21 protein-coding genes are annotated in these 19,873 nt (G+C 66.0%); 18 read left to right on the forward strand and 3 right to left on the reverse strand.

Translation table 11 applies throughout. The features are described from left to right. Positions 1–103 precede the first annotated feature (103 nt). The 6 genes from ACZ5BH_RS13215 (at position 104) to infA (ending at position 4,160) form a co-directional block, all read left to right on the forward strand. Positions 104–1,240: a GNAT family N-acetyltransferase gene (locus ACZ5BH_RS13215; protein ID WP_464889729.1), complete on the forward strand. Its 1,137-nt coding sequence runs from the start codon at positions 104–106 to the stop codon at positions 1,238–1,240. 159 nt (positions 1,241–1,399) lie between these two features. Continuing rightward, positions 1,400–1,777, forward strand: coding sequence for a hypothetical protein (locus ACZ5BH_RS13220; protein WP_464889730.1), 378 nt, complete (start codon positions 1,400–1,402; stop codon positions 1,775–1,777). 1 nt (position 1,778) lies between these two features. Next, positions 1,779–2,525, forward strand: a complete 747-nt coding sequence (gene aat, locus ACZ5BH_RS13225) for a leucyl/phenylalanyl-tRNA--protein transferase (protein WP_464889731.1) — start codon at positions 1,779–1,781, stop codon at positions 2,523–2,525. Continuing rightward, complete coding sequence (locus tag ACZ5BH_RS13230) at positions 2,522–3,259, forward strand: arginyltransferase (protein WP_464889732.1); 738 nt, start codon at positions 2,522–2,524, stop codon at positions 3,257–3,259. Before aat ends, ACZ5BH_RS13230 begins: the two co-directional genes overlap by 4 nt. Positions 3,260–3,549: 290 nt before the next feature. Then, positions 3,550–3,786 (forward strand): hypothetical protein, encoded by a 237-nt coding sequence (locus ACZ5BH_RS13235; RefSeq protein WP_464889733.1) that lies wholly within the window; start codon positions 3,550–3,552, stop codon positions 3,784–3,786. A gap of 155 nt (positions 3,787–3,941) precedes the next feature. Further along, on the forward strand, positions 3,942–4,160 hold the full coding sequence (gene infA / locus ACZ5BH_RS13240) for a translation initiation factor IF-1 (RefSeq protein ID WP_464889734.1): 219 nt from the start codon (positions 3,942–3,944) through the stop codon (positions 4,158–4,160). 115 nt (positions 4,161–4,275) lie between these two features. On the opposite strand, the gene clpA is transcribed toward infA, so the two are convergent. Both clpA and clpS read right to left on the reverse strand, forming a co-directional pair. After that, entirely contained in the window at positions 4,276–6,531 is a 2,256-nt protein-coding gene (gene clpA / locus ACZ5BH_RS13245) for an ATP-dependent Clp protease ATP-binding subunit ClpA (RefSeq protein WP_464889735.1), read from the reverse strand. A gap of 19 nt (positions 6,532–6,550) precedes the next feature. Continuing rightward, complete coding sequence (gene clpS / locus ACZ5BH_RS13250; RefSeq protein WP_464889736.1) at positions 6,551–6,877, reverse strand: ATP-dependent Clp protease adapter ClpS; 327 nt, start codon at positions 6,875–6,877, stop codon at positions 6,551–6,553. Between the two features lie 207 nt (positions 6,878–7,084). On the opposite strand from clpS, the gene ACZ5BH_RS13255 reads away from it, so the two are divergent. Continuing rightward, positions 7,085–7,312 carry a cold-shock protein gene (locus ACZ5BH_RS13255; protein WP_464889737.1) on the forward strand — a complete coding sequence of 76 codons (228 nt, stop codon included), beginning with the start codon at positions 7,085–7,087 and terminating at the stop codon, positions 7,310–7,312. A 127-nt stretch (positions 7,313–7,439) separates the two neighbouring features. Here the strand turns inward: ACZ5BH_RS13255 and icd are convergent, their stop codons facing one another. Beyond that, positions 7,440–8,696, reverse strand: coding sequence for an NADP-dependent isocitrate dehydrogenase (gene icd, locus ACZ5BH_RS13260; protein WP_464889738.1), 1,257 nt, complete (start codon positions 8,694–8,696; stop codon positions 7,440–7,442). A gap of 89 nt (positions 8,697–8,785) precedes the next feature. On the opposite strand from icd, the gene ACZ5BH_RS13265 reads away from it, so the two are divergent. The 11 genes from ACZ5BH_RS13265 to ACZ5BH_RS13315 all read left to right on the forward strand — a co-directional run bounded on the left by ACZ5BH_RS13265 (position 8,786) and on the right by ACZ5BH_RS13315 (position 19,869). Next, entirely contained in the window at positions 8,786–9,436 is a 651-nt protein-coding gene (locus tag ACZ5BH_RS13265; protein WP_464889739.1) for a pseudouridine synthase, read from the forward strand. Further along, complete coding sequence (locus tag ACZ5BH_RS13270; RefSeq protein ID WP_464889740.1) at positions 9,342–9,803, forward strand: NUDIX hydrolase; 462 nt, start codon at positions 9,342–9,344, stop codon at positions 9,801–9,803. The genes ACZ5BH_RS13265 and ACZ5BH_RS13270 overlap by 95 nt, the downstream gene beginning before the upstream one ends. A 360-nt stretch (positions 9,804–10,163) precedes the next feature. After that, positions 10,164–11,279, forward strand: coding sequence for a tRNA 2-thiouridine(34) synthase MnmA (mnmA, locus tag ACZ5BH_RS13275; RefSeq protein ID WP_464889741.1), 1,116 nt, complete (start codon positions 10,164–10,166; stop codon positions 11,277–11,279). After that, complete coding sequence (hflD, locus tag ACZ5BH_RS13280) at positions 11,276–11,914, forward strand: high frequency lysogenization protein HflD (protein WP_464889742.1); 639 nt, start codon at positions 11,276–11,278, stop codon at positions 11,912–11,914. Before mnmA ends, hflD begins: the two co-directional genes overlap by 4 nt. Positions 11,915–12,195: 281 nt before the next feature. After that, positions 12,196–14,859, forward strand: a complete 2,664-nt coding sequence (acnA, locus tag ACZ5BH_RS13285) for an aconitate hydratase AcnA (RefSeq protein WP_464889743.1) — start codon at positions 12,196–12,198, stop codon at positions 14,857–14,859. Between the two features lie 214 nt (positions 14,860–15,073). Further along, complete coding sequence (locus ACZ5BH_RS13290; protein ID WP_464889744.1) at positions 15,074–15,268, forward strand: hypothetical protein; 195 nt, start codon at positions 15,074–15,076, stop codon at positions 15,266–15,268. Between the two features lie 93 nt (positions 15,269–15,361). Beyond that, positions 15,362–16,729, forward strand: coding sequence for an adenylosuccinate lyase (purB, locus tag ACZ5BH_RS13295; RefSeq protein ID WP_464889745.1), 1,368 nt, complete (start codon positions 15,362–15,364; stop codon positions 16,727–16,729). Between the two features lie 225 nt (positions 16,730–16,954). Continuing rightward, positions 16,955–18,124, forward strand: a complete 1,170-nt coding sequence (locus tag ACZ5BH_RS13300; protein ID WP_464889746.1) for a ribosomal protein uL16 3-hydroxylase — start codon at positions 16,955–16,957, stop codon at positions 18,122–18,124. Next, positions 18,108–18,545 carry a GNAT family N-acetyltransferase gene (locus ACZ5BH_RS13305; protein ID WP_464889747.1) on the forward strand — a complete coding sequence of 146 codons (438 nt, stop codon included), beginning with the start codon at positions 18,108–18,110 and terminating at the stop codon, positions 18,543–18,545. Before ACZ5BH_RS13300 ends, ACZ5BH_RS13305 begins: the two co-directional genes overlap by 17 nt. Beyond that, a complete protein-coding gene (locus tag ACZ5BH_RS13310; RefSeq protein WP_464889748.1) occupies positions 18,542–19,042 on the forward strand; it encodes a DUF7931 domain-containing protein in 501 nt (166 codons plus the stop codon). Before ACZ5BH_RS13305 ends, ACZ5BH_RS13310 begins: the two co-directional genes overlap by 4 nt. Continuing rightward, positions 19,039–19,869, forward strand: a complete 831-nt coding sequence (locus ACZ5BH_RS13315; protein ID WP_464889749.1) for a hypothetical protein — start codon at positions 19,039–19,041, stop codon at positions 19,867–19,869. The genes ACZ5BH_RS13310 and ACZ5BH_RS13315 overlap by 4 nt, the downstream gene beginning before the upstream one ends. The last annotated feature ends 4 nt before the right edge of the window (positions 19,870–19,873 follow it).

The raw sequence follows: 19,873 nt of genomic DNA on the forward strand, positions 1-19,873 counted from the left end.
CGCTTGACCCACCCTACGGATTACTGCAAATAACGCAGAGGACGCGGAGGCGCAGAGGTCGCTGAGAGAAAAAGCGACCTGTGCGCCTTTTCGTTTTGCCGCCATGCAATTCACCGTCATCGACAGCCTGAAATCGGTTGCCAGCGACGAATGGAACGCGCTGGTCGAGGCGGACAATCCGTTCGCCCGGCACGAATTTCTGCTGGCACTGGAACGCCACGGGGCGGTGGGTGAAACCTTCGGCTGGTATCCGCGCTACCTGGTCGCCCATGAGGAGGGGCGTCTCGTCGGCGCGGTGCCGCTCTATCTCAAGGACAATTCCTACGGTGAACTGGTGTTCGACTGGGCCTGGGCCGAGGCCTGGGAGCGGGCCGGGCAGGCCTACTACCCCAAGCTGGTGGCCGCCATCCCCTACACCCCGGCCAGCGGCCGGCGGCTGCTGACCGGCGACGGGCCGCAGGCCGAAGCCGTGGCCCGCGCACTCATCGACGCCGCCGTGGACTACGCACGAGAGTTGGGCGTCTCCTCCCTGCACTGGCTGTTCACCGATGCGCGGGACACCGCGCTGCTGGACGCGCATCCCGAGCACCATCTGCGCCTGGGCGTGCAGTTCCACTGGCAGGATGCGGGCTACGGCGACTTCGACGGCTACCTGACCGCCCTCAGCGCCAGCAAGCGCAAGAAGATCCGCCAGGAACGGCGCCGGGTGCGGGATCAGAGCATCGAACTGGTGCGTCTGCACGGCGACGAAATCGACGCTGGGCAGTGGCGCCTGTGGCAGCGCTTCTATACCGCCACTTTCGAGCGCAAGTGGGGCCATGCCACCCTCTCCGAGGGCTTTTTCCGCGAGATCGGCCGCACCCTCCCCCGCCACGTGCTGCTGGTGCTGGCCCGCCACCGGGGCGAGACGGTAGCCGGGGCCTTCTGCCTGCGCGGCGAGCGCACCCTGTATGGCCGCCACTGGGGCTGCACCCGCCATCTGGATCAGCTCCATTTCGAGGCCTGCTATTATCAGGGGCTGGAATACTGCCTCGAGCAGGGCCTGTCCCGCTTCGAGCCGGGCGCCCAGGGCGAGCACAAGATCGCCCGCGGCTTCCTGCCCGCCCGCACCTGGTCGGCCCACTGGATCGCCGATCCGACCTGGCGGGAACGGATCAGGCAGTTCCTGGCCCATGAACGGGCGGCGATGGAAGACCACATCACCGAACTGGCCAGCCATTCGCCGTTCCGGAAAGGGTGAAACCCAACGCAAAGGTCGCAAGGCGGGATCGGCGGGGTTTGAGGCATAATCAGCCATATTGCGCCCGATGGCCGATACGGCCTGTCCAAACGATGACAGTAACAGACCAGCAAAATCGTCTTTGCGCCTTCGCGCCCTTGCGTTGAAACAACCCCGACCATGACGAAACCCGTTCTCTATTCCATCGTCGAATCGCCGGCCCATCCGGATTTTTCGGATCTGTACGCTCGTCTGGGCTACGAGGCGCTGCGTTTCACATCCATGCGCCAGGCCATGGCGAAGCTCAAGCGCACGCCGCCCGAGGTGGTGGTGGCCGAGTTCTTCTACGGCTGGGGCAACAACTATGCCGGCGTGAACATCAGCAATCTGGACGTGCTGCTCTACAGCCTGCAGAAATACGCGCCGCGGGCAAAGGTGATCGCGATGGTGGAAAAGGCCGAGCGACAGTACGTGGACAAGCTGAACGCCATCTTGCCCCTGCACGGGGTCCTCGTCCACCCCGTCCCGGTCGAGGCGATGGAAGCCCTGCTGGAATGAGATGAGCACCGGCGCCCCCTTCTGGCTGAACTTCGCCGATCCGGAGGATTTCCCGGCGGTGGAGTTCGCCCTGCGCGACCCGGACGGGCTGCTGGCGGTGGGCGGCGATCTCACCGTCACGCGCCTGCTGGCGGCCTACCGCCGGGGGATCTTCCCCTGGTACAGCGACGATCAGCCGATCCTGTGGTGGTCACCCGATCCGCGCATGGTGCTGTTTCCGGAAAAACTGCATCTCTCGCGGAGCCTGCGCAAGACCCTGCGGCATAACCGATTCCGGCTCACGGTGGATCACGACTTCGAGGCCGTGATCCGCGCCTGCGCCGAGCCCCGTCCGCACCAGCCTGGCACGTGGATCACCCCCGAGATGCGCGCGGCCTACCTGCGCCTGCACCGCACCGGCCACGCCCATTCGGTCGAAGCCTGGCTGGACGGCGAACTGGCCGGCGGGCTCTATGGCGTGGCCATCGGCCGGGTGTTCTTCGGCGAATCCATGTTCACCCGCGTCACCGATGCCTCCAAGGTGGCCTTCGCCGGCTTCACCCGCTTTCTGCAGGCCGCCGGCTTCGGCCTGATCGACTGCCAGGTGCACAGCGAACACCTGGCCAGCCTGGGCGCCGAGCCAATCCCCCGCCCACGCTTCACCGATCTGCTGACACGGCTTTGCAGCGCCCCCTCCCCGGTGACACAATGGCGAAGACGGCTGCCGGAGACCGCCTCCTGCCTGAGCGCCGCGGACGTGCCGCGATGAACGACGAAAACCGCCTCTTCCAGACCCTGAACCGCCTGCGCTTCTTCGTGAGCCTGCCCCACGAATGCGGCTACCTGCCGGAAGAGGAAGCCACCAGCCTGTTCGTGGACCCCACCCTGCGCCTGGACATGGCGCTCTATGGCGAACTCTCCCGGGCCGGCTTTCGGCGCAGCGGCGAACACGTCTACCGGCCCCACTGCGCGCGCTGCCGCGCCTGCATTCCGGTGCGCATTCCCGTGGCCGACTTCCGGCCCGATCGCAACCAGCGCCGCTGCCGCAAGCGCAACGCCGACGTGACACTGACCATCCGCAACGCCGGCTTCGAGCCGGAACACTTCCGCCTCTACCGCACCTACATGCAGGCCCGCCATCCCGGCGGCAGCATGGACGACGACGATCCGGCCATCTACCGCCGCCTGATTGGCGCAAGCTGGTCCGACACCTGCCTGTTCGAATCCCGCCTCGGCGACAGGCTGCTGGCCGTGGCCATCGTCGATCGCCTGCCCGACGGCCTCTCGGCCGTCTACACCTTCTTCGATCCGGCCGCAGCAGAGCGCAGCCCCGGCACCCTGGCCATCCTGCAACAGGTGGAACAGGCCCATGCCGAAGGGCTGGATTACGTCTATCTCGGCTTCTGGAACCCCCGCTCAGACAAGATGGCCTACAAGAGCCGCTTCCGACCGCTTCAGTTCTACGACGGCCGGGCCTGGCGAGACGAAGCCCCCAAGGAGTAGGAGCGGCGCAAGCCGCGAAAAAACAGGGCCGAGGGACGAGTGGCGAGGGACGAGGTTTTCGAAACCAGGCATAAGCGTTTTTCCTCGTCCCTCGGCCCTCGCCACTCGTCCCTGCATGTTCGCGGCTTGCGCCGCTCCTACAAATATTCAACAGGTTACAGCTTATATTTCATGTTGTTTCACGATTCGGCTATCGCGCCTTCTGCACCTGGCTAAAGCCCCCGTCCTTTCCCGCCGCTAGATCGGATGAGGCCGGCATTTGCCGGCATGGCTTCCCGGAGGATGCCATCATGCTGAGCTTCATCTATCGCCTGGCCCGCGAGTACGAGCGGGAACACGGCCATTCCCCCAATCTCCTGCGGCTCAATCCCGGCCATTTCGCTCTGCTGCGCGCGGAGCTGGAACGGATCCCGGATCTCGGGGCCCTGCGGCGTTTTCTGGGCATGGAGATCGTCATCGACGGGGATCTCGTGCATCCCCACGTGAGCTGGAGCGCCGTGGACTGGGGCCGGGCGCTGGCGGTTTGAGGTGTCTTGCCGCCCGGGCTTGAAAAGCATCGGCGGCGAACCCATCGAGGGGCTCAGAGCCGCGCATGGCGAGCCGAGTGGATCGCGCGGCTTGGCTTCGGCAGGGTTTTCAGGCATCATTCGCGCCTGCGATTTTCACCGAGTACCCCGACAGGATGGCAAAAGAAGAACACATCGAAATGGAAGGCACGGTCATCGAGACCCTGCCCAACACCATGTTCCGCGTGAAGCTGGACAACGGCCACGTGGTCACCGCCCACATCTCGGGCAAGATGCGCAAGCACTACATCCGGATCCTCACCGGCGACCGGGTCACGGTGCAGCTGACGCCCTATGATCTGAGCAAGGGGCGGATCGTGTTTCGGGGGCGCTAGGCGCCTTCTGTCGCGGCTTGCGCCGCTCCTGCAGCCAGGCAGAAAAAAGCCCCGAATTTCGGGGCTTTTTTGATGGGTATCGCGGCTTGCGCCGCTCCTACAGGTTCTCTGCGGTTCAGGTCGTCACGGCCTTCTTGCCCTTCATCTCGAAGGCCAGTTCCTCGTCTTTCACCGTGATCCGCAGGTGCCCGCCGCCGGCCAGTTCGCCGAACAGCAGGGCCTCGGCCAGGGGCTTCTTGATCTTCTCCTGGATCAGGCGGGCCATGGGCCGGGCGCCCATGTCCGGATCGTAGCCGTGCACGGCCAGCCAGGTGCGGGCCTCCTCGTCCAGCTCCAGGGTCACGCCCTTCTCCTCGAGCTGGCCTTCCAGTTCGAACACGAACTTGTTGACCACCTGGCTGATGGTTTCCGGGCCGAGCTGGCGGAACTGGATGATGCCGTCGAGCCGGTTGCGGAACTCGGGCGTGAAGCTGCGCTTGATCACTTCCATGGCGTCCGAGGAGTGATCCTGCCGGGTGAAGCCGATGGAGGCGCGGTTGAGCTGATCGGCGCCGGCGTTGGTGGTCATCACCAGGATCACGTTGCGGAAGTCGGCCTTGCGGCCGTTGTTGTCGGTCAGGGTGCCGTGGTCCATCACCTGCAGCAGCAGGTTGAACACGTCCGGGTGGGCCTTCTCGATCTCGTCGAGCAGCAGCACCGCATGGGGATGCTTGTTGATGGCCTCGGTGAGCAGGCCGCCCTGGTCGTAACCCACATAGCCGGGCGGCGCGCCGATCAGGCGCGAGACGGTGTGCCGCTCCATGTACTCGGACATGTCGAAACGGATCAGCTCGATGCCCATGATCCGCGCGAGCTGACGGGTGACCTCGGTCTTGCCCACGCCGGTGGGACCGGCGAACAGGAAGGAGCCGATGGGCTTTTCCTGGTTGGCCAGCCCCGAGCGGGACAGCTTGATGGCCGCGGCCAGGGATTCGATGGCCTCGTCCTGCCCGTAGATCACCATCTTCATGTCGCGCTCGAGGTTCTTCAGCACCTGCATGTCGTCGCTGGAGACGGTCTTGGGCGGGATGCGGGCGATCTTGGCCACGATGGCCTCGATGTCCTTCACGCCGATGGTCTTCTTGCGCTTGGAGGGTACCTGCATGCGCTGGTTGGCGCCGGCCTCGTCGATCACGTCGATGGCCTTGTCGGGCAGGTGCCGGTCGTTGATGTAGCGATCGGCCAGCTCGGCGGCGGTGCGCAGGGCCTGGTGGGTGTAGCGCACCGCGTGGTGTTCCTCGAAGCGGCTCTTGAGTCCTTCGAGGATCTGCACGCACTCCTCCACGCTCGGCTCGGGCACGTCGATCTTCTGGAAGCGCCGGGCCAGGGCGCGATCCTTCTCGAAGATGCCGCGGTATTCCTGGTAGGTGGTGGAGCCGATGCAGCGCAGGTCGCCGGAGGCCAGGACCGGCTTGACCAGGTTGGAGGCGTCCATGGCCCCGCCGGAGGCGGCGCCGGCCCCGATGATGGTGTGGATCTCGTCGATGAACAGGATCGCGTGGGGCTCCTTGCGCAACTGGGCGAGCACCGCCTTGAGGCGTTTCTCGAAATCGCCCCGGTACTTGGTGCCGGCCAGCAGGGCGCCCAGGTCCAGCGAATAGATGACCGAGTCGGCCAGCACCTCGGGCACCTCGCCCTCCACGATGCGCTTGGCCAGGCCCTCGGCCAGGGCGGTCTTGCCCACGCCCGCCTCGCCCACGAACAGGGGGTTGTTCTTGCGCCGGCGGCACAGCACCTGGACGGTGCGCTCGATCTCGGCCTTGCGGCCGATGAGCGGATCGATCTTGCCCTGGCGGGCCAGTTCGTTGAGGTTGGTGGTGAACTGCTCCAGCGCGTTCTGCTGCGGGCCCTCGCCGCCTTCCTCGTCCTCGTTCTGCTGCTCGCTGCTCTCCTCGTCCTGGATCTTGGAGATGCCGTGGGAGATGTAGTTGACCACCTCCAGGCGGGAGATGTTCTGCTTCTTGAGGAAGTAGACCGCCTGGGACTCCTGTTCCGAGAAGATGGCCACCAGCACGTTGGCGCCGCTCACCTCGCGCTTGCCCGAGGACTGCACGTGGAACACCGCCCGCTGCAGGACTCGCTGGAAACCCAGGGTCGGCTGGGTCTCCCGCTCGTCGTCCGGCGGCAGCAGGGGCGTGGTCTCGTCGAGGAAGTTGGTGAGATCCCGCCGCAGCTCGTTGAGATCGGCGCCGCAGGCGGTGAGGATCTCGGCCGCCGAGGGGTTGTCGAGCAGGGCCAGCAGGAGGTGCTCCACGGTCATGAATTCGTGGTGCAGTTCCCGGGCCCGCTTGAAGGCCTGATTGAGCGCGCTTTCCAGTTCTTTGTTCAACATCGTTTACCTGCCTTTGCCGTTAGCTGTCGGCTTCCATCGTGCACAGAAGCGGATGCTCGTTCTGCCGGGAATAGTCGTTGACCTGGGCCACCTTGGTCTCGGCAATGTCCCGGGGATAGATCCCGCACACCCCTTTGCCCTGGGTGTGCACGTTGAGCATGATGTGAGTTGCCTTTTCACGATTCATGCCAAAAAACGCCTCGAGCACGTGCACCACGAACTCCATGGGGGTGTAGTCGTCATTGATCAACACCACCTTGTACATGGGCGGGCGCTTGAGCTTCGGCTTGGCCTCCTGCAGGGCCAGATTGTCGTCGTAACGGCCGGGAATGGACTTGTCGCTCATGGTTTCGATTCTAGCTGAACGGGGTGAAAACTGCCCACCTGCGCGATCTGTGGATTCCTTCACAGGCCGGCCGGCGGGGATTGTCTATATTTAGCACATCCGGCGGGATCGTCCGGATACGAAAATAGCATTAACCCTGTGATTCTAAACCTTTTTTCCGGAATGTACAGGGGGAGTTCCCAACCCAGACAAGGAGGCACGGAAGGTATGTCTATCGGTACTGTCAAGTGGTTCAGCAACGCCAAGGGCTACGGTTTCATCGCTCCCGCCGACGGCGGCGAGGACATCTTCGCCCACTTCTCCGCCATCGAGATGGAAGGCTACAAGACCCTCAGAAAGGGCCAGCAGGTGGAATTCGAATACATTCAGGGCCCCAAGGGCATGCACGCCACGGAAATCCGTCCCGTGCCGGAATCCGGTCAGGATTCCCCCTGACAGGCTTTTCTGCCCGCGCCGGTCTGCTCTCATCCTGTGACAGCGGGCACCGGAAATCATTCCCCGCCCAACGAAAAAGCCCCGCTCTCGCGGGGCATTTTTCTGCCGAGGGGCAAGCCGCTGCCGCTCACATGTGCGCGATGATGGCCTCGCCGAAACCCGAACAGCTCACCTCCGTGGCCTCGGGCATCAGCCGGGCCAGGTCGTAGGTCACGGTGCCGGCCCCGATCGCCGCCGACATGCCCTGGACGATGCGGTCGGCCGCCTCGGTCCAGCCCAGATGGCGCAGCATCATCTCGGCCGACAGGATCAGCGAACCGGGATTGACCTTGTCCTGGCCGGCGTATTTCGGTGCCGTGCCGTGGGTGGCCTCGAACAGGGCCACCGTATCGGACAGGTTGGCGCCCGGCGCGATGCCGATGCCGCCCACCTGGGCCGCCAGGGCGTCGGAGATGTAGTCACCGTTGAGGTTGAGGGTGGCGATCACGTCGTACTCCTCCGGGCGCAGCAGGATCTGCTGCAGGAAGGCGTCGGCAATCACGTCCTTGATGACGATTTCCCGGCCGGTATTGGGGTTTTGGAACCGGCACCAGGGACCGCCGTCGATCTCGGTGGCGCCGAACTCGGCCTTCGCCAGCGCATAGCCCCACTCCTTGAAGGCCCCTTCGGTGAACTTCATGATGTTGCCCTTGTGCACCAGGGTCACCGAGGCGCGATCGTTGTCGATGGCGTACTGGATGGCCTTGCGCACCAGCCGCTCGGTGCCCTCGCGGGAGACGGGCTTGACGCCGATGCCGGAGGTCTCGGGAAAGCGGATCTTGGTCACGCCCATCTCGTTCTGCAGGAAGTCGATGACCTTCTGCACCTCGGCGCTGCCGGCCGGCCATTCGATGCCGGCGTAGATGTCCTCGGAGTTCTCGCGGAAGATGACCATGTCGGTCTTCTCCGGCGCCTTCAGGGGGCTGGGCGTGCCGTCGTAATAGCGCACCGGGCGCAGGCAGACGTAGAGATCCAGATCCTGGCGCAGGGTCACGTTCAGGGAGCGGATGCCGCCGCCCACGGGGGTGGTCAGCGGGCCCTTGATGGCCACGCTGAACTCGCGGATGGCCTGCATGGTTTCGTCGGGCAGCCACACGTCGGGGCCGTAGACCCGGGTGGCCTTCTCCCCGGCGTAGATTTCCATCCAGGCGATCTGCCGCTTGCCGCCATAGGCCTTCTCGACCGCCGCATCGGTGACCTTGCGCATCACGGGGGTGATGTCCACGCCGATGCCGTCGCCCTCGATGAAGGGAATGATGGGCCGTTCGGGCACGTTCAGGGCCCCTTCGGCAGACACGGCGATCTTCTCGCCCTCTGCCGGCACTGCAATCTTCTCGTATCCCATGAAAACTCCGGAAATGCGTGTGGAAAAGGCAAAGTGGGCGGATTATAGCAGCAGGCGGGGACGGCCGTGGGCCGCTACAATGTGCCGCCATGGCCCGTCTCGTTCTCCTGCACAAGCCTTTCGGGGTTCTCTGCCAGTTCTCCGGCGATGACGACACGCCCCGGCTGGGCGACTTCGTCCCGCTGCGCGGCGTCTATCCCGCCGGCCGGCTCGACAAGGACAGCGAAGGCCTGCTGCTGCTCACCGACGACGGCCGCCTGCAGCACTGCATCAGTGACCCGCGCCACAAGCTGCCCAAGACCTACTGGGTGCAGGTGGAAGGCATTCCGGACGAGGCGGCCCTGCAGCGGCTACGCGAGGGCGTGGAACTGAAGGACGGACGCACCCGGCCCGCCTGCGTGGAACGCATGGCGGCACCGGACGTGCCGCCCCGCGACCCGCCCATCCGCTACCGGGCCGCGATCCCCACGTGCTGGCTCCGCCTGACCCTCCGTGAGGGTCGCAACCGGCAGGTGCGGCGCATGACCGCGGCGGTCGGCTATCCCACCCTGCGCCTGATTCGCTATGCTGTCGGCGACTGGACGCTGGACGGGCTCGCGCCCGGCCAGTGGCGCTGCCTCGACATCGATCCGGAGTCCGTCTGCCATGCCCAGCCCCGCCCATCCCGCCGTCCATCTCACCGTGGCCGCCATCGCCGAGCGCGACGGCCGTTTCCTGCTGGTCGAGGAACGGGTCGCTGAGCGCCTCGTGCTCAACCAGCCGGCGGGCCATCTGGAACCGGACGAGGATCTGCCCGCCGCCGTGGTTCGCGAAACCCGGGAAGAGACGGGCTGGCGGTTTCGCCCCACGGCGCTGGTGGGCATCTATCACTGGCGACATCCCGATTCGGGCGAACTCTATGTCCGGCACGCCTTCAGTGGCGAACTCGAGGCGCAGGAATCCGCTTCGCCGCCCGATCCCGACATCCGGCGCTGCCTCTGGCTGACCCGCGAGGAACTGGCCGCCCACCCCGAACGGCTGCGCAGCCCGCTGGTGCTGGCCGCGATCGACGACTACCTGGATGGACAGCGTCATCCCCTGGACCTGTTCCGCCACCTCGAAACCTGACCCCGCTTTCCCCCACCCGTAGGGTGTGCTTGCGCAGCGAGCGCACCAAATATCTGCGGTCGGCACATGAATGTTTCCATGAAAATGGCACGAAGCCCTCCGGGACAGAGCGTCGGTTCGTGACCGTCGGCCGCAGGGACGCGGCCGTCGAGCCTACAGGGATGTATTCACGGCGCGTCACGAACCGACGCTCTGTCCCGGAGGGCGGGGTTGGGGGTTGGCTACTCATCGGCTCCGAGCAACTCCGGTGCGCTCGCTGCGCGAGCACACCCTACGGGTTGCGCATGACGCCACCGACCCGCCACCCGAAAGGCTGCTGTTCTGGTAAAATGGCAGTCTTCCATCTCCAAACCGTTCGCGATGTCCTCCCCATCCGCCCAGCACGTGGTCGTCGGCCTGTCCGGCGGCGTCGATTCCTCCGTGGCCGCGCTGTTGCTGCAGCAGCAGGGCCATGCGGTGCAGGGCGTATTCATGAAGAACTGGGAAGGCGACGACACCGAGGACTACTGCGCTGCCGAGGCCGACCTGGCCGACGCCCGGGCGGTGGCCGAGGCACTGGGGATCCCCCTGCAGGCGGTCAACTTCGCCGATCAGTACTGGGATCGGGTCTTCGCCTATTTCCTGCGCGAATACCGCGCCGGCCGCACCCCCAACCCCGACATCCTCTGCAACCGCGAGATCAAGTTCCGCGCTTTCCTGGATTACGCCCTCTCCCTCGGCGCGGAGAAGATCGCCACCGGCCACTATGCCCGGATCGGCCGCGATGCCGACGGCCGTTACACGCTCCTGCGGGGGCTTGATCCGGCCAAGGACCAGAGCTATTTCCTCTATACCTTGGGACAGGCACAGCTCTCCCGCAGCCTGTTCCCCATCGGCGAGCTGGAAAAGCCCCGGGTCCGGCAACTGGCGGCCGAACGCGGCCTGGTGACCAGCGCCAAGAAGGACAGCACCGGGATCTGCTTCATCGGCGAGCGCCACTTCCGGGATTTCCTCAAGCGCTACCTGCCGGCCCAACCGGGCGAAATCCGTCTGCCCGAAGGGGAACGGCTGGGCCGTCACGAGGGTCTGATGTACTACACCCTGGGGCAGCGCCAGGGGCTCGGCATCGGCGGTGTGCGCGGCCACGCAGGCGCCACCTGGTACGTGGCGGGCAAGGACCTGGCCAACAACGTGCTGTGGGTGGTGGACGGCCATGACCACCCGCTGCTCTTCAGCCGCGAGCTGCGCGCCATCGATCTGCACTGGGTGGCCGGCGAGCCGCCCGCGCTGCCGGCACGCCTCACCGCCAAGACCCGCTACCGGCAAGCCGATGCCCCCTGCCGCATCGAGACCATCGAAGACGGCCAGGCCCGGGTCCGCTTCGACGAACCCCAGTGGGCCGTCACCCCGGGCCAGTCCATCGTCTTCTACGACGGCGAAACCTGTCTCGGTGGCGGCATCATCGACTGGACCGACAACCCGCTGCATCCGGCATGAGCACACTGCGCGACAGAACCCTGGCCCTTGCGGGCCTCTTCCAGGCCGCCAGCCTGGTGAAGGAAGTGGCCAACCGCGGCATGGCCGACCGCCACGACGTGGAGATGACCCTGCGCACCCTGTTCGTGACCGAGCCGCAGGACACAGACGACGTCTACGGGCGCGTGGAATACCTGCGCACCGGCCTGCAGACCCTCATCGACCAGCTCGAGGGCCACAGCGGCAAGCGGGATCTGGACATCGCCCGCTACGTGGTCGGCCTGCTGCACCTGCAGCGCAAGCTGAAGAAGAATCGCCCCATGCTCGCGCGGGTGGCCGAAGGCATCGAACGGGCCCGCCGCCAGAGCGAGCACTACGCCATCGACCACCCCAACGTGATCGCCAACCTGGCCGACACCTACTCGGAAACCCTCAGCACCCTGCATCCCCGGATCATGGTCTCCGGCGAGAGCCAGCACCTCACCCACCCCGACAACGCCAACCTGATCCGCGCCCTGCTCCTGGCCGGCATCCGCTCCGCCGTCCTCTGGGACCAGCTCGGCGGCAGCCGCTGGCAAATCCTCCTCCGACGCCGCCGCTTCGTGGACGAAGCCCGGCGCATCCTCGACGAGGAAATCCTGCGGCACTTCCATTGAACTGACAGCGGTGGAAGTAACGCAGAGGACGCAGAGACGCGGAGGACGCCGAGAGAAATCTTCTGAGTCAGCTTGAACATGGTTCAGGCAATTTCTCGGTTTCAAGCATACTCCTTTGATTTTATTGTCGATTCTGAAGTTGTTTGCTATTCCTGATCAGAGATCTCCGCGCCCTCTGCGTCTCTGCGGCCTCCGCGTTCTTTCCAGTCACCACGACCCTTGCCCCGTTTCGCGTATAATCCGCGCCTGTTTCGGCTCCGTCCGACCCCGAAGGAGATCCCATGAGCAACAGCTTCAACGCCCGTGACCGGCTCGAGGCCGGCGGCAAGTCCTATGAAATCTTCCGGCTCGATGCCGTGCCCGGCAGCGAGCGGCTGCCCTATTCCCTGAAGATCCTGCTGGAGAACCTGCTGCGCCACGAGGACGGGGTGAGCGTCACCGCCGACGACATCCGGGCGCTGGCGGCCTGGGCGCCGCAGGCGGAGCCGAGCCGGGAGATCGCCTATACCCCGGCGCGGGTGCTGATGCAGGACTTCACGGGCGTGCCGGCGGTGGTGGATCTGGCCGCCATGCGCGACGCCATGGCCGAACTCGGCGGCTCGCCGCAGAAGATCAATCCCCTGCAGCCGGCCGAGCTGGTCATCGACCACTCGGTGCAGATCGACGCCTTCGGCACGCCGAAGGCCGAGGAAATCAACGAGGAGAAGGAGTACACCCGCAACCGGGAGCGTTATGCCTTCCTCAAGTGGGGACAGAAGGCCTTCTCCAACTTCAAGGTAGTGCCGCCGGACACCGGCATCGTGCACCAGGTGAACATCGAATACCTGGCCCGGGTGATCTTCGGCCAGGAGAAGGACGGGGTGCTGCAGGCCTATCCCGACACCCTGGTCGGCACCGACTCCCACACCACCATGGTCAACGGCCTGGGTGTGCTCGGCTGGGGCGTGGGCGGCATCGAGGCCGAGGCGGCCATGCTCGGCCAGCCGGTCTCCATGCTGATCCCGCAGGTGGTGGGCTTCCGCCTCACCGGCCGCCTGCCGGAAGGCGCCACCGCCACCGATCTGGTGCTGACCGTGGTGGAGATGCTGCGCCAGCACGGCGTGGTGGGCAAGTTCGTGGAGTTTTTCGGTGAAGGGCTCGATCACCTCTCCCTGGCCGACCGCGCCACCCTGGCCAACATGGCGCCCGAATACGGCGCCACCTGCGGCATCTTCCCCATCGACGACGAGACCCTGAACTACCTGCGCCTCACCGGCCGCAGCGAGGCGGAGCTGGCCCTGGTGGAGGCCTACGCGAAGGAACAGGGCCTGTTCCGCGAGCCCGGCGCGCCCGAGGCCGAATACACCTCGGTGGTGGAACTGGACATGAGCAACGTCGAGCCCAGCCTGGCCGGGCCCAAGCGGCCCCAGGACCGGGTGCCCCTGAAGGACGCCAAACCCCGCTTCAACGAGGCACTGGCCGCCCTCAAGGCCGAGCGCGACATCGACAGCCGGCCCGCCAGCACCACCATCGACGGCCAGGAAGTCACCCTCACCGACGGCGCCGTGGTGATCGCCTCCATCACCTCCTGCACCAACACCTCCAACCCCTCGGTGATGCTGGGCGCGGGCCTGGTGGCGAAGAAGGCCGCCGAGAAGGGCCTGACCGTCAAGCCCTGGGTCAAGACCTCGCTGGCCCCCGGCTCGCGGGTGGTCACCGAATACCTGAAGCAGGCCGGCCTGCTCGACGATCTGGAAACGCTCGGCTTCAACGTGGTGGCCTACGGCTGCGCCACCTGCATCGGCAACTCGGGCCCGTTGCCCGCGCCGGTCTCGAAAGCCATCGCCGAAGGCAACCTCTCGGTCTGCTCGGTGCTCTCCGGCAACCGCAACTTCGAAGGCCGGGTGCATGCCGAGGTGCGCATGAACTACCTGGCCTCGCCGCCCCTGGTGGTGGCCTACGCCATCGCCGGCACCCTCGACATCGATATCCAGAACGACCCGCTGGGCGAGGACGCCGACGGCAACCCGGTTTATCTCAGGGACATCTGGCCCAGCCAGCACGAGATCCAGGAAGCCATCCACACCAGCGTCAACCGCGAGGAGTTCACCGAGGCCTACCACGAGGTCTACGCCGGTGCCGAACGCTGGCAGGCCCTGGCCTCGCCCGAGGGCGAACGCTTCGCCTGGGATCCGGCCTCCACCTACATCAAGAACCCGCCCTACTTCGCCGGCATGACCCGCGAGCCCGGCGAAGTGCAGGACATCCGCGGCGCCCGGGTGCTGGCCCTGCTGGGCGATTCGGTGACCACCGATCACATCTCCCCCGCCGGTGCCATCAAGCCCGACTCGCCGGCCGGCCAGTATCTGCTGGCACACGGCGTCAAACCCGAGGACTTCAACTCCCTCGGCTCGCGGCGCGGCAACCACGAGGTGATGATGCGCGGCACCTTCGCCAACATCCGCCTGCGCAACCTGCTGGCCCCCGGCACCGAGGGCGGCGTGACCCTGCACCTGCCCGACGGCGAACAGATGTCCATCTTCGACGCCGCCATGAAGTACCAGCAGGAGCAGGTGCCGCTGCTGGTGATCGCCGGCAAGGAATACGGCTCCGGCTCCTCCCGCGACTGGGCCGCCAAGGGCCCGCGCCTGTTGGGTGTGCGCGCGGTGATCGCCGAGAGCTACGAGCGCATCCACCGCACCAACCTGGTGTGCATGGGCATCCTGCCCCTGCAGTTCCGCGAAGGCGAATCGGCGCAAAGTCTCGGCCTCAGCGGCCGCGAGGTGTTCGACATCGAAGGCCTTGGCGACGGCACCGCGAAGGAGGTTACCGTCACCGCCACGGCCGAAGACGGTAACAAGACCACCTTCACTGCCCGCGTGCGCATCGACACCCCCAAGGAAGTGGAGTACTACCGCCACGGCGGCATCCTCCACTACGTGTTGCGCCAGCTCGCCGGCGCCTGAACCGACACGGCTCCTGCAGGCCGGCGCAAACGCGGCGGCGCCGGCCTGCACCGTCCTGTCCTCGCCTGTCGGGTGATCCGGTTCACGCTTCGGCAATCCATTCGGAAAGTCGTACCTTTTTCGTGAACCCCGGCACTCAAGTCGCTGTCCATCCGTCCGATAGTTCGTGTGGACACTGCCCGAAACCGATCGAATACCGACAGGAGAATGCTTCATGAACAAACCGGCCCTTGGCCCGCAAATCGGCTCCCACCTCGGCAAGCCCATCTACAAGACCGTGGAAAACGACGGCGTGACCTACATCTTCGACCGGCTGGCCGAATGCGACAGTGAAGGCTGTCCCCTGGATCAGCTCGCCAGCAACGAAATGCTGGTGCAGCCGGGCCTGATCTACCGCAAGGTCTCCTGACAGGCCGTCAGGCGAGCCGGGCGGGGCGCCAAGCCTCGCCACGGTTCATCCACGCCTGTAAAATAGCCGGCTCCTGCAACCCACGGAGCCGTCATGGAACTCAGTCCGCTTACCGCCGTCTCGCCCGTCGATGGGCGCTATGCCTCGAAAACCGCCGATCTGCGGCCGATCTTCAGTGAATACGGCCTGATCCGCCATCGCGTGCTGGTCGAGGTGCGCTGGCTGCAGAAGCTCTCGGAACATCCGGGGATCCCGGAAGTGCCGGCCTTCTCCGCCCATGCCAACGCCATCCTCGACGATCTGGTGGAGACGTTCTCGGAGGAGGACGCCCAGCGGGTCAAGAACATCGAGCGCACCACCAATCACGACGTCAAGGCCGTCGAATACTTCATCAAGGAAAAGATCGCCGGCAATGCCGAGCTGGACGCGGTCAGCGAATTCGTCCATTTCGCCTGCACCTCGGAGGACATCAACAACCTGGCCTACGGGCTGATGCTGCGCGAGGGCCGCAACCAGGTGCTCCTGCCCCTGTTCGACGAGGTGATCGCCGCCCTGCGGGAAATGGCCCACGAACTGGCCGACGCCCCCATGCTGGCCCATACCCACGGTCAGCCCGCCTCGCCCACCACCGTGGGCAAGGAACTGGCCAACGTGGCCGCCCGCCTGTTGCGCCAGCGCCGCCAGGTGGCCGACGTGGCCCTGCTGGGCAAGATCAACGGCGCCGTGGGCAACTACAACGCCCACCTGGCCGCCTACCCCGAGGTGGACTGGCCCGAATTCGCCCGCGAATTCGTCGAATCGCTGGGCCTGGAATGGAACCCCTACACCACCCAGATCGAGCCCCACGACTACATCGCCGAGCTGTTCGACGCCATCAGCCGCTTCAACACCATTCTGCTGGACTTCGACCGGGACGTGTGGACCTACATTTCCATGGGCTTCTTCCGCCAGAAGACCATCAAGGGCGAAGTGGGCTCTTCCACCATGCCCCACAAGGTCAATCCCATCGACTTCGAGAACTCGGAGGGCAACCTGGGGATCGCCATCGCCCTGTTCGAGCACCTGGCCCGCAAGCTGCCGGTCTCCCGCATGCAGCGGGATCTCACCGACTCCACCGTGCTGCGCAACCTGGGCGTGGGCTTCGCCCACACCGTCATCGCCGTGCACTCCACCCTGCGCGGCCTGTCCAAGCTGGAGGTCAACACCCCGCGCCTGAGGGAATTCCTCGAGGCCAACTGGGAAGTGCTCGCCGAGGCCATTCAGACCGTAATGCGCCGCTACGGCATCGAAAAGCCCTACGAGAAACTCAAGGAACTCACCCGCGGCCGGCGGGTGGACGCCGCCGCCATGCAGGACTTCATCGACGGCCTGGAAATCCCCGCAACCGAAAAGGCCCGCCTCAAGGCCATGACGCCGGCGGACTACACGGGCAACGCGGAAGAACAGGCCAGAAACATCTAAGGCGAGGGCAAGGTAGGTGCTATCCTGTAGGAGCGGCGCAAGCCGCGAAAACATCTCCCTTCGCGGCTTGCGCCGCTCCTACATTAAACAGGCTGTCGAAAAACCTTCCTCTTCGCCGGGTGGGCCAATCGATTGCAACGTCCCAGAGAAGTGATGTCATCGACTTGAAATCCGGGTTTACAAAAAACTTTTCAGCTTTCCCCCCATCCCGGTATCCTGACGTGCATGCCTGATCGCGCCCTCATCCTGCTTGGCGGACTGACGCCGGCCCGGTTCCTCGCCGAATACTGGCAGAAGAAACCCCTGCTGGTGCGTCAGGCCCTGCCGGGTTTCCGTTCGCCCCTCTCCCCCGACGAGCTGGCCGGGCTGGCCTGCGAAGACGGCGTGGAGGCCCGCCTGATCCTGGAACGGGACGGAGCACGGCCCTGGCAGCTCGAACACGGCCCCTTCCCCGAGGCCCGGTTCGCCAGCCTGCCGGAAAGCCACTGGACCCTCCTGGTGCAACGGGTCAACCAGTGGCTGCCCGAAGTCGCCGCCCTGCTCGATCACTTCGCCTTCCTGCCCGACTGGCGGCTGGACGACGTGATGGTCTCCTACGCGGCCGATCAGGGCAGCGTCGGCCCCCACACGGATCAGTACGACGTGTTCCTGATCCAGGGCCTGGGCCGGCGCCGCTGGCAGATCGATGCGACGGTCGGCGACGATGCGCCCCTGCTCGAGCACCCGGATCTGCGCATCCTGCGCGAATTTTCGCCCACCGAAGAATGGATCCTCGAACCGGGCGACATGCTCTATCTGCCGCCCGGCCTGGCCCATTACGGCGTCGCCCTGGGCGACGGCTGCATGACCTTCTCGGTGGGCTTCCGGGCGCCCACCCACCGGGAACTCGTCACCGCCTGGGTGGACGACGTGATCGCCCTGCTGCCGGACACCCTGCGCTTCGCCGATCCGGATCGCGCCCCGGCCACCCATCCGGGTGCCCTCCCCGCCGCCGACCGGCAGCGGATCCGCGAGATCATCCGCCAGACCTTCATGGACGATGAAACCATCGACCGCTGGTTCGGGCGCTACATCACCGCACCGGCCGGCGAGGCGCCCGCCACGGCGACGCGCGTGGCGCGCCTTGTCGGTGCGCTTCGCGACGGCCTGCCGGTGCGGCGCAGCGAAATGGTCCGCCTGGCATTCCTGGCAGAGGACGATCGCTTCCTTTTCTTCTGCAATGGCGAGGAGATCCCCGTTCCCGAACCGCTGCGTCCGCTGGCCATCCACCTCGCCGACGGCCGGCGGATCGACGCCAGCCTGCTGCCCCTGCTCGAGGTGCCCGCCGCGCGGGAGTGGATCACCCCCTTGCTGGAACAGGGCCTGCTGGAATTCGACGATGACAATGCGGATTGAAACCGTCGCGTTCGATGCCGAACCCGGCATCCGCCGGGTCCGCGAACAGGTCTTCATGCGGGAACAGGGCGTCCCCGAAGAACTCGAATGGGACGGCGAAGACGCGCATGCCATTCACGTGATCGCCCGCAACGACGATGGCGAGGTGATCGGCACCGGCCGCCTGTTGCGCAACGGCCACCTCGGCCGCCTGGCCGTCCTGCCACCCTGGCGCGGCCAGGGCGTCGGCAGCGCCCTGCTCCAGGCCCTGCTCGAAGCGGCCCGCGGGCTCGGTCTGAAGCAGGTGTATCTCCACGCCCAGCTCCAGGCGCTCGGCTTCTACGCGCGCCATGGCTTCAAGGCCACGGGCAACGTGTTTCCCGATGCCGGCATTCCCCACCGCTCAATGCGCCGGCCCCTCGACGCGGAGGCAACGCCGTGACGCCGCACGACAGCCCCTCGGGCGGGCCCGTGTCGCTCGAACGCCGTGCCGAGCACTACGCCACCGCGCTCGACATGCTGCGCCGCACCCGCCACAGCGTGCACATCTTCTCCCGTCAGCTCGACGGCAAACTCTACGACACCCGGGAATTCGCCGACGCCCTGGCCCGTCTGGCGACCCGCCAGCCGCGGGTGCGGATCCGCATCCTGGTCCAGGAGATCGCCCCGCTGATCGCCCACGGCCACCGCTTCATCGAACTGAGCCGGCGGTTGACCTCGACGATGGCGATCCGCCACGTGCATCCCGACTATCGCCGCTTCAACCAGGCCTTCATGGTTTTCGACGATCGGCGTATCATCCATCGGCAACTGGCCGATCGCTTCGAGGGCATCGCCTGCGACAACGATCCGGAGCGGGCCCGCCATTGGCTGACGTTCTTCACCGAGGTCTGGGAAGTGAGCCGGATCGATCCCAATCTGCGGAGACTGCATCTGTGAATCCCCTGCGCCTGCTGTGTCTGCTATGCCTGCTGCTGGCCCTGCCGGCGAACGCCGAAGAAGGCCTGTTCATGCAGACCGTGCGGCTGTCGCACCAGAGCGCCGACAACATCGTGCCCCTGGTCCGTGGCCTGCTGCCGAAAGGCGCCGCCATCGAAGGCCGGGGAGACACGGTGGTGATTCGGGCCCGCAAGGCCGAACTGCCCGCCCTGGTGGAACTGGTCGCCCAGCTCGACACCCCCCTGCACCAGTTCGAAATCCTGGTGTCCACCAATCCCGACGTGCTGCGGGAAAACCTTCCCGCCCCGCCGCCCCCCTCCCCCCCGGCGGAGCCGTCCGACGACCGGATCACCATCCGCAAACCGGCAGATCGGGAACCCGGCATCCGCACCTATCGCACCCGGGGGCGGAAACTGGCGCCGGACACCTACGCGGTGCAGGTGGTGGAAAACCGCTGGGCCGTGATCCGCACCGGCAAGGCCATTCCCGTGGCCAGCCGCCAGCGCAATCCCGACGGCACCGTGACCGAAATCATCGAATACCGGCAACTCGACAGCGGCCTGCGCCTCAGGCCCCGGCTCGTCGGCGGCAAGGTGCTGCTCGACATCGAACCTTTCGATGAAACGGAATCCCGCCGTGGCGGCGGCCGCCTGCAACGGCGCGGGGCCGCCACCACCGTCGCCGTCCGCCCCGGGGAATGGATCGCCATCGGCGCCGTGAGCGGCACGCCTCGGCAACGCCCCGCCGGCAAGGTGTACGGCACCCGGCGGGATCATCCCGACGACTACGATCTGTTTGTGCGGATCGATGTGATCCCCGGCACCTGATCCT

The sequence above is a fragment of the Thioprofundum lithotrophicum genome (assembly GCF_055387065.1).